2 protein-coding genes are annotated in these 9,953 nt (G+C 39.0%); both read right to left on the bottom strand.

Features of this window, described 5'->3' with window-relative positions; translation table 11 throughout:
• Positions 1-8,075, bottom strand: an 8,075-nt coding sequence (locus FJR73_RS10065; RefSeq protein WP_140834736.1) for a Rib/alpha-like domain-containing protein, incomplete at its 3' end; no start/stop codon positions are given.
• 533 nt (positions 8,076-8,608) lie between these two features.
• A partial coding sequence (locus FJR73_RS10060; RefSeq protein ID WP_140834734.1) for an LPXTG cell wall anchor domain-containing protein occupies positions 8,609-9,953 on the bottom strand: 1,345 nt, incomplete at its 5' end.

Here is a 9,953-nt window from a genome sequence, read left to right as displayed (position 1 = left end):
ACTGGAACTTCAACTGTTGGTTGACCTGGTTCTGTAATCTTACCTGTTCCTGGAACTTTACCTTCTGGTAATTCACTGTTTGGTACTTTACCTTTTCCGTCTTCACCGATTGTTACTGTGATTGGGTGATCTTTATCTTTACCTGGAATTTCTACCTTAGTTCCTGGTGGGAATGTTGAACCATCTGGTCTCTTCGGTGTTACTGTTACATCACCTGTCTTAGGATCTTGTTCAACATCGAGTGTTGGTGTCTTATGAGCTGGCGTTTCAACTGGAACTTCTTCTGTTGGTCTACCTGGTTCTGTAATCTTACCTGTTCCTGGAACTTTACCTTCTGGTAATTCACTGTTTGGTACTTTACCTTTTCCGTCTTCACCGATTGTTACTGTGATTGGGTGATCTTTATCTTTACCTGGGATTTCTACCGTAGTTCCTGGTGGGTATGTTGATCCATCTGGTCTCTTCGGTGTTACTGTTACGTCACCTGTCTTAGGATCTTGTTCCAACTCTAGTTTTGGTGTCTTATGAGCTGGTGTTTCAACTGGAACTTCTTCCGTTGGTCTACCTGGTTCTGTAATCTTACCTGTTCCTGGGACTTTTCCTTCTGGTAATTCACTGTTTGGTACTTTACCTTTTCCGTCTTCACCGATTGTAACAGTGATTGGGTGGTCTTTATCTTTACCTGGAATTTCTACCTTAGTTCCTGGTGGGAATGTTGAACCATCTGGTCTCTTCGGTGTTACTGTTACATCACCTGTCTTAGGATCTTGTTCAACATCTAGTGTTGGTGTCTTATGAGCCGGTGTTTCAACTGGAACTTCTTCTGTTGGTCTACCTGGTTCTGTAATCTTACCTTTACCTGGAACTTTACCTTCTGGTAGGTCAGTGTTTGGTACTTTACCTTTACCGTCTTCACCGATTGTTACTGTGATTGGGTGGTCTTTATCTTTACCTGGAATTTCTACCTTAGTTCCTGGTGGGAATGTTGAACCATCTGGTCTCTTCGGTGTTACTGTTACATCACCTGTCTTAGGATCTTGTTCAACATCTAGTGTTGGTGTCTTATGAGCCGGTGTTTCAACTGGAACTTCTTCTGTTGGTCTACCTGGTTCTGTAATCTTACCTTTACCTGGAACTTTACCTTCTGGTAGGTCAGTGTTTGGTACTTTAGCTTTACCATTGTCATCAGTTGTAACAGTAATTGGGTGATCTTTATCTTTACCTGGGATTTCTACCTTAGTTCCTGGTGGGAATGTTGAACCATCTGGTCTCTTCGGTGTTACTGTAACATCACCTGTCTTAGGATTTTGTTCAACATCTAGTGTTGGCGTCTTATGGGCTGGTGTTTCAACTGGAACTTCTTCTGTTGGTCTACCTGGTTCTGTAATCTTACCTTTACCTGGAACTTTACCTTCTGGTAGGTCAGTGTTTGGTACTTTACCTTTACCGTCTTCACCAATTGTAACAGTGATTGGGTGGTCTTTATCTTTACCTGGGATTTCTACCTTAGTTCCTGATGGGAATGGTGACCCATCTGGTTTCTTCGGTGTTACTGTTACGTCTCCAGTCTTAGGATCTTGTTCCAACTCTAGTTTTGGTGTCTTATGAGCCGGTGTTTCAACTGGAATTTCTTCTGTTGGTCTACCTGGTTCTGTAATCTTACCTGTTCCTGGTACTTTACCTTCTGGTAATTCAGCGTTTGGTACTTTACCTTTTCCGTCTTCACCGATTGTTACTGTGATTGGGTGATCCTTATCTTTACCTGGGATTTCTACCTTAGTTCCTGGTGGGAATGGTGATCCATCTGGTTTCTTAGGTGTTACTGTTACGTCACCTGTCTTAGGATCTTGTTCCAACTCTAGTTTTGGTGTCTTATGTGCTGGTGTTGTTACATCTACTGGTTGTGATGGTTTCTTATTAGGTTCTGTTACTTTTCCTTTTCCTGGGATATCTTTCTTAGGAAGTTTGTCATTTGGTACTTCACCTGAACCATTGTCGCCAATCGTAACAGTGATTGTAATTGGGTTTCCATCTTTATCTTCACCAGGGATTTCTACCTTAGTTCCTGATGGGTATGGTTTTCTATCTTCTTTCTTAGGCGTTACTACTGCATCACCATTTGGTTTTTGATTAATTTCAATCTCAACTGGTTGTTCTGTTGTTGGAGCACCTGGTATTATCTTACTTGGTGTTTCAACTGGAACTTCTTCCGTTGGTTTACCTGGTTCTGTAATCTTACCTGTACCTGGTACTTTACCGTCTGGTAATTCACTGTTTGGTACTTTACCTTTTCCGTCTTCACCGATTGTTACTGTGATTGGACCATTTTCACCTGGGATTTCTACCTTAGTTCCTGGTGGGAATGTTGAACCATCTGGTTTCTTCGGTGTTACTGTTACGTCACCTGTCTCAGGATCTTGATCCAACTCTAGTTTTGGTGTCTTATGAGCTGGTGTTGTTACATCTACTGGTTTTGATGGGTTCTTATTAGGTTCTGTTACTGTTCCTTTTCCTGGAACAGCTTTCTTAGGAAGTTTGTCATTTGGTACTTCACCTGATCCATTGTCACCGATTGTTACTGTGATTGGGTTACCATCTTTACCTGGGATTTCTACCTTAGTTCCTGGTGGATATGGTTTTCCATCTGGTTTCTTAGGTGTTACAATCGCATTTCCATTTGGTTGTTGAGTAATTTCGATTGTAGGAGTTTGAGTTGTTGGTGTCTTAGGATCTGTTCCATTTGTGATTTCTTCCTCATCTGGAATTCCATCGTTGTCATCGTCTGGATCCTTAACATCTGGAATACCGTCTCCATCTGTATCACGTTGAATTTTAACTGGAACTTTGACTACAACTTCTTCTGTGCCTTTTTTCAGTTTAACTGGAATTTCAACTGTACGTTCTTCTTCTTTTGGTTCCCAATTGTCTACTTCTGGTGTTCCTTTTAGATTTCCGCCGTTATCAACTGTTAAACCATTTACTGGTTTATCTGTTGTAATCGTTGTACCTGGTTTGTTTGGTGTTATCACCTTAGTATTTGCTGGTACTGGTTTTTTCTCTGGTACAGTTTTTTCTGTTACTGTTCCTGTTAAGTTATCCGCTACTTTTGGATTTGTTCCATTTTTGATTTCTTCCTCATCTGGAATTCCATCGTTGTCATCATCTGAATCTACTTTATCTGGAATACCGTCTCCATCTGTATCGCGTTGAATTTTAACTGGAACTTTAACTACAACTTCTTCTGTTCCTTTTTTCAGTTTAACTGGAATCTCTACTGTACGTTCTTCTTCTTTTGGTTCCCAATTATCTACTTTTGGTGTTCCTACTAGATTTCCGCCGTTATCAACTGTTAAACCATTTACTGGTTTATCTGTTGTAATCGTTGTACCTGGTTTGTTTGGTGTGATTACCTTAGTACCTGCTGGTACTGGTTTTTTCTCTGGTACAGTTTTTTCTACTGTTGTTCCTGTTAATTTATCCGCTACTTTTGGATTTGCATCTTCTGTATCTGGAATTCCATCGTTGTCATCGTCTGGATCAGTCACATCTGGAATACCGTCTCCATCTGTATCGCGTTGAATTTTAACTGGAACTTTAACTACAACTTCTTCTGTGCCTTTTTTCAGTTTAACTGGAATTTCGACTGTGCGTTCTTCTTCTTTTGGTTCCCAATTGTCTACTGTTGGTGTTCCTACTAGATTTCCGCCATTATCCACTGTTAAACCATTTACTGGTTTATCTGTTGTAATCGTTGTACCTGGTTTGTTTGGTGTTACTACCTTAGTATTCGCTGGGACAGGTGTTTTCTCTGGTACAGTTTTTCCTGTTACTGTTCCTGTTAATTTATCAGCTACTTTTGGATTTGCATCTTCTGTATCTGGAATTCCATCGTTGTCATCGTCTGGATCAGTCACATCTGGAATGCCGTCTCCATCTGTATCACGTTGAATTGTAACTGGAACATCCACTACAACTTCTTCATCACCATTCTTCACTTTAACTGGAATCTCTACTGTGCGTTCTTCTTCTTTTGGTTCCCAATTGTCTACTGTTGGTGTTCCTACTAGATTTCCGCCGTTATCAACTGTTAAACCATTTACTGGTTTATCTGTTGTAATCGTTGTACCTGGTCTATTTGGTGTTACTACCTTAGTATTTGCTGGGACAGGTGTTTTTTCTGGGACAGTTTTTTCTGTTATTGTTCCTGATAACTGATCCTGAACAGTGATTCTGATTGATTTGGTTGATGCCGTATTGTTCTTATCATACGCTGTGATTTTTACAGTGTAGAATCCTGTCTTAGCGTTCGTAGTACCTGTAATTTGACCATTTTCGTATTTTAATCCTTGTGGCAAATTGCTTACCTGAATTGGATTATTATCACGCATTCCAACACCACCTGTATTATCTACAGCTGTTACAGGGATTGGTGTAATTGGTGTGTTTTTAGTTACTGTTGCGCTTTCTGCTGTAATTGTTGGGCCTGTTACGTCTTTTACTGTAACTGGTACATTTACACGATCAGTTGATCCATCTGGATATGTAACTTTAACTACAGCATTTCCTGCATTTCCTGCTGTTGCAGTTGAAGTTGGTTTGCTTTCTACAGTTAATGTTCCAGGGCCATAATTTGTTACTTTTGCTTTTACTGCTTCATCTGTAATTTCTTGACCTTGGTTTACTGTCAATGAATCGCCTGTTGGGTTGTATTTGTTAGTTTGCTCTTCAACAGTAATTCTGATTGATTTAGTTGATGCCGTATTGTTCTTATCATACGCTGTGATTTTTACAGTGTAGAATCCTGTCTTAGCATTCGTGGTACCTGTAATTTGACCATTTTCGTATTTTAATCCTTGTGGTAAATTGCTTACCTGAATTGGATTATTATCACGCATTCCAACACCACCTGTATTATCTACAGCTGTTACAGGGATTGGAGTAATTGGCTCGTTTTTAGTTACAGTTGTATCATTGGCTGTGATTGTTGGTCCTGTTACGTCTTTTACTGTAACTGGTACATTTACAGTATCACTTGATCCATCTGAATAGGTTACTTTTACAACCGCATTTCCTGCATTTCCTGCTGTTGCAGTTGAAGTTGGTTTACTTTGTACCGTTAATGTTCCTGGTGCATAGTTCTTCACTTTTGCTTTTACTGCATCATCTGTGATTGGCTGACCTTGGTTTACAGTTAACGTGTCTCCTGTCGGATTATATTTGCTAGCTTGATCTTGAACAGTAATTCTTATTGTTTTTTCTGAAGAATTATTATTTTTATCATATGCTTTAATTTTTACAGTATAGAATCCTGTCTTAGCATTCGTAGTACCTGTAATTTTGCCATTTTCATATTTTAATCCTTGTGGTAAATTGCTTACCTCAATTGGATTATTATCACGCATTCCAACTCCACCTGGATTATCTACAGCTGTTACAGGAATTGGCGTGATTGGTTCGTTTTTAGTTACTGTAGCATCACCTGCTGTAATTGTTGGAGCTATCTTGTCACGAGATGTTACAGTGAAAGTAAATGTTACTGGTTTAGCTGCGTGACCTGCATTATCAGTAGCCTTAAATGTAATCGTATTCGTTTTACCAACATCTTCTGCAGTTGTTGTAATTGTAATTCGTCTTGATTGTTCAGTATCCGTGTTTGTTAATGGAGTTGCAGATACATTCCCTGTAATAAGTCTACTACTATATTTCGTTGTTAAATCACTAGGATCAAAATTAACATGTTTATCGTCTCTTGCTGTTACTGTGAAGGTTACTTGTTGACCTTCTACTACGTTTTGGCTAGCTGGTGAGATTGTTAATGTAGGTGGTTGGTTATCTGGTGCTTCTGTTGGAGTAACAGGATTACTTTTATCAGAAGTTACTGTTCCATTATTATTAGTAACTACTGTTTCAGCTTTAATAGGATTTCCTGGCAAAGCTTCTGCAACTGTAACTGTAGCAGTCTGTCCATTAGTTGTTCCAGTTCCAATAACTCTATTACCATCATAAAGTTTAACTGTCGAACCGTTTGGTACTCCGTCTCCAACATTTACAGTAATTTGTTGATTTGGTAAACCTTTTTTATGTTCAACACTCGTTGTAATCGTCGGTTGTTTTGGTTTAACGTTTAATGTAACTGTTCCATCTGAACCAGAACCTGCATCAGTTGATTTAGTACCGTCTTTATAAGTCGCAATAGAAGTATACTTGAATACCCCTGCTTGTGCTGTACTTGGTGAACGATCACCTGCCCAAGTCCAGTTCATACCTGCAGGGAATGATTTCCCATTTTTATGTGTAACATAACCTGAAGATACAGGGTTTATTGGATCTCCTGCGTTATCTCCTACTGTTTTTGTAACGGTTAAACCTTTAATTGGATCTTTTGGTGCTTCTGGATCATTTTGTAAACGAGAACCTGTTGCCCCCATAATATAAGACTGATTAGTAGTCCATCCTGATGTTGTTGAGGCTGCATAGACACGACCGTATTGAGCTGCTTCTTGAGGAGTCACATTATCTCTTATTTTAATCTTAGCATGCATATGCACAGCATAGTTTGTACTCTCTCTTCCTAATTTGACACCTAAATAATATGATAATTTAGGATAATTTCCATTTTTATCTTTCGTAAGTGTGTTTAATGTAGGATCATTTTCGTTGTTCTTAAATACATCCTTTCTTTGATCATTACGAGTTACCCCTGAACTTGGATCGTAAAATGAGTATCCATCATTATTAAAAATTTTGTATTGTTGTCCCCATGGATTTGAGATATAAGCTGTGTTCCCATATTGATTAAACGCTTCAAATCCATCAGAAAGTTTTTTACTAGCATTTGGATTCTTAGGACTATAACGTGTGAACCTTAAATCTCTTACTGTATTAGAAGGATCCATGATATTAAATGGTGCTTGGAAATAATACTGTTGTTGGTATGAACTTGTCGTCATCTTTTTCCCATCGTTATTGAAAAAGACATCATAGACGATCCATTTACCTTCACTATCTTGTACATAGGTTGCCTTAATATCAGTCTTATTTCTAGTAAACTCAGGATTATCATTTATTGTTCTTCGTCCACCGTTCTCTCTCGGATCGACAGAAGCAAAATATTTAACATTAGTTAAAGCACCTTGATTAATTTCACCATTTGCTCTAAAGTTTGTTCCTTGACCCATGCTCTTGCCATTACGTGAGTCACGAGCACCTGAAGTCAAACGTGTTGTAGCGTTTTTAACAGAGTTAAACATTCTCTTCACACGTTTTGTCATATCTTCAACATCGTTCAGAGAAACTGTTGTATTTTCAAGAACACCTTGAGCCAAGCCCAATAGTTCATTGGCTTTTTCAAGAACTTCTTTGCTAGTCTCATGCTCAGGCAATTCCAAAACAGCTGCCTGCAATTGTTCAACAGATACTTTCAAAGTATCTTTTTTAGCTGATACAGTTTGACTCTCTTCGCTTGCGCTTACTTCAGGAGAAGTTTGGCTCGCTGGTTTTTCAGCCTGCTTCTCAGTTTTAGCTACTTGTTTATCTACTTGAACCTCAGTTGCTTCCTTAGCAGCTGATACGACTGTCACATCTTTAGACAAGAGTTCTACAAGTTCATCGATATCCTTTTGAGCTAGCTCAGAACTTTCTAGGGCTTCTTTCCCTTTTTGAAGTCTGTCTTTGACAGGCGATACTACTGAGTCGTCAAGGTTTAATTTAGTAGAAAGAAGAGCATTTAATTCTTCAACTACTTTTTTCAACTTGGCTTTATCAACTGTAGACGCGCTAGGTGCAGCAGTTGTAAGCGCTTGATTTTCTGTATCTACTTTGTTGTCAGTAGATTCTGCAACATCCACAGGCGAATCGACCTTATCTTTAGGGTTCACTAGACCCGCATTAGCCGTATTAGATTGTGGAGCGTTTGGAAGCACACTATCCGCGCTCGCAACGCGGGCACCCAAAAACATCAGCGCTGCAACAGCAACTGAAGCTGCACCAAAACTATATTTACGAATAGAATAGCGCAAAACTTTTTCACGTTGCTGGCGCTTGATTCTATTGAGCGAATTTGATTTATTTTCCATTGTTCCTCCTTATGTTAAAACACAAAATCAAATTAAAAGTATTCTTCATGGCTACACTTCTTATAGTAACGCACCCATGAAGCCTACTATGATGAGCATGTTTACACATCACAGCTATCACAGCTCGATTATACCATTTTTAATATATTTACACAAGACAAAACTGTTTTATTCCATAGAATAAAGGATAAATTGTTTAACTATACATAAAATGTTATTATATTGTATTTTTGAATAGACAAACCCTCCAGCTTTAAAATAAATCTGTAACCACCTATCATATCAGATAATTCATCGTCATTTTTAATAGTAAAAAATAATCACCTAAAAAATTTAATGGTAACAAATGACTCACTCCATATCCCAATTAATAGCGTATCTAATTGAGAGCTTCTTAGTACAAAGATTAGCATCTACTTTCCAAAAACACAACAACGGCCTTGTACCTCTTAAAACGAGGAACAAAGCCGTTGTTTAATCTTTTCTATTCATCGTCCACTTAACAATGAACAGTTCATATTTTGACTAAATTTTTAGTCTTCTTTTTTCTTGCGAGCTACAAGTCCAAATCCACTCAATAGTCCAAGAAGTCCTAGAGATGCAAGAGTCGCATTTGATTCTGTTCCTGTATTTGGCAATACATTTTGAGAATCATTTGACTTAGCTCCATTATCAACAGTAGTCTTAGTATCTACCTGATTTGCATTCGGAGTAACTGCATTTGGAGTTGGAGTAGCTGGTGCTGGTTTATCTTGACCAGAATTTCCATTAGTATCAGGTTTGACTGGCATATCAGGTGTCACTGGTGCAACTGGATTTGTATCTGTTGGTGTTGATGGTGTGACTTTACCTGGTGTTGTTACATCAGGAACTTCAACTGTTGGTTGACCTGGTTCTGTAATCTTAGCTGTACCTGGAACTTTACCGTCTGGTAATTCACTGTTTGGTACTTTACCTTTACCGTCTTCACCGATTGTTACTGTGATTGGGTTACCATCTTTACCTGGGATTTCTACCTTAGTTCCTGGCGGGTATGTTGAGCCATCTGGTTTCTTAGGTGTTACTGTAACGTCACCTGTCTTAGGATCTTGTTCCAACTCTACTGTTGGTGTCTTACGTGCTGGTGTTGTTACATCCACTGGTTGTGATGGTTTCTTGTTCGGTTCTGTTACTGTTCCTGTACCTGGGACAGCTTTCTTAGGAAGTTTGTCATTTGGTACTTCACCTGAACCATTGTCGCCAACTGTTACTGTGATTGTTGTTCCATTTTCTCCTGGAATTTCTACCTTAGTACCTGGTGGATATGTTCCTCCTCCTGGTTTCTTAGGCGTTACAATCGCATTTCCATTTGGTTGTTGAGTAATTTCAATCTTACCTGGTTTTTCAGTTTCTGGTGTTTCTGGTGTGACCTTAGCTGGCGTTGTTACATTAGGAACTTCTACAGCTGGTTTACCTGGTTCTGTAATCTTACCTGTACCTGGGACATCTTTCTTAGGAAGTTTGTCATTTGGTATTTTACCTTTACCATCTTGACCGATTTCAACAGTGATTGGACCATTTTCACCTGGGATTTCTACCGTAGTTCCTGGTGGGAATGTTGAGCCATCTGGTTTCTTAGGTGTTACTATAACATCACCTGTCTTAGGATCTTGTTCAACATCTAGTGTTGGTGTCTTACGAGCTGGTGTTGTTACATCCACTGGTTGTGATGGTTTCTTGTTCGGTTCTGTTACTGTTCCTGTACCTGGGATAGCTTTCTTAGGAAGTTTGTCATTTGGTACTTTACCTGAACCATCTTTACCGATTTCAACAGTAATTGTGTTTCCATCTTCACCTGGGATTTCTACCTTAGTACCTGGTGGATATGTTCCTCCTCCT

Source organism: Streptococcus sp. D2 (assembly GCF_006385825.1).
GTDB classification, from domain to species: Bacteria; Bacillota; Bacilli; order Lactobacillales; family Streptococcaceae; genus Streptococcus; species Streptococcus shenyangsis.
Note: the sequence above shows the minus strand (reverse complement) of the source record. Positions and strands in the feature narration are given on the sequence as shown.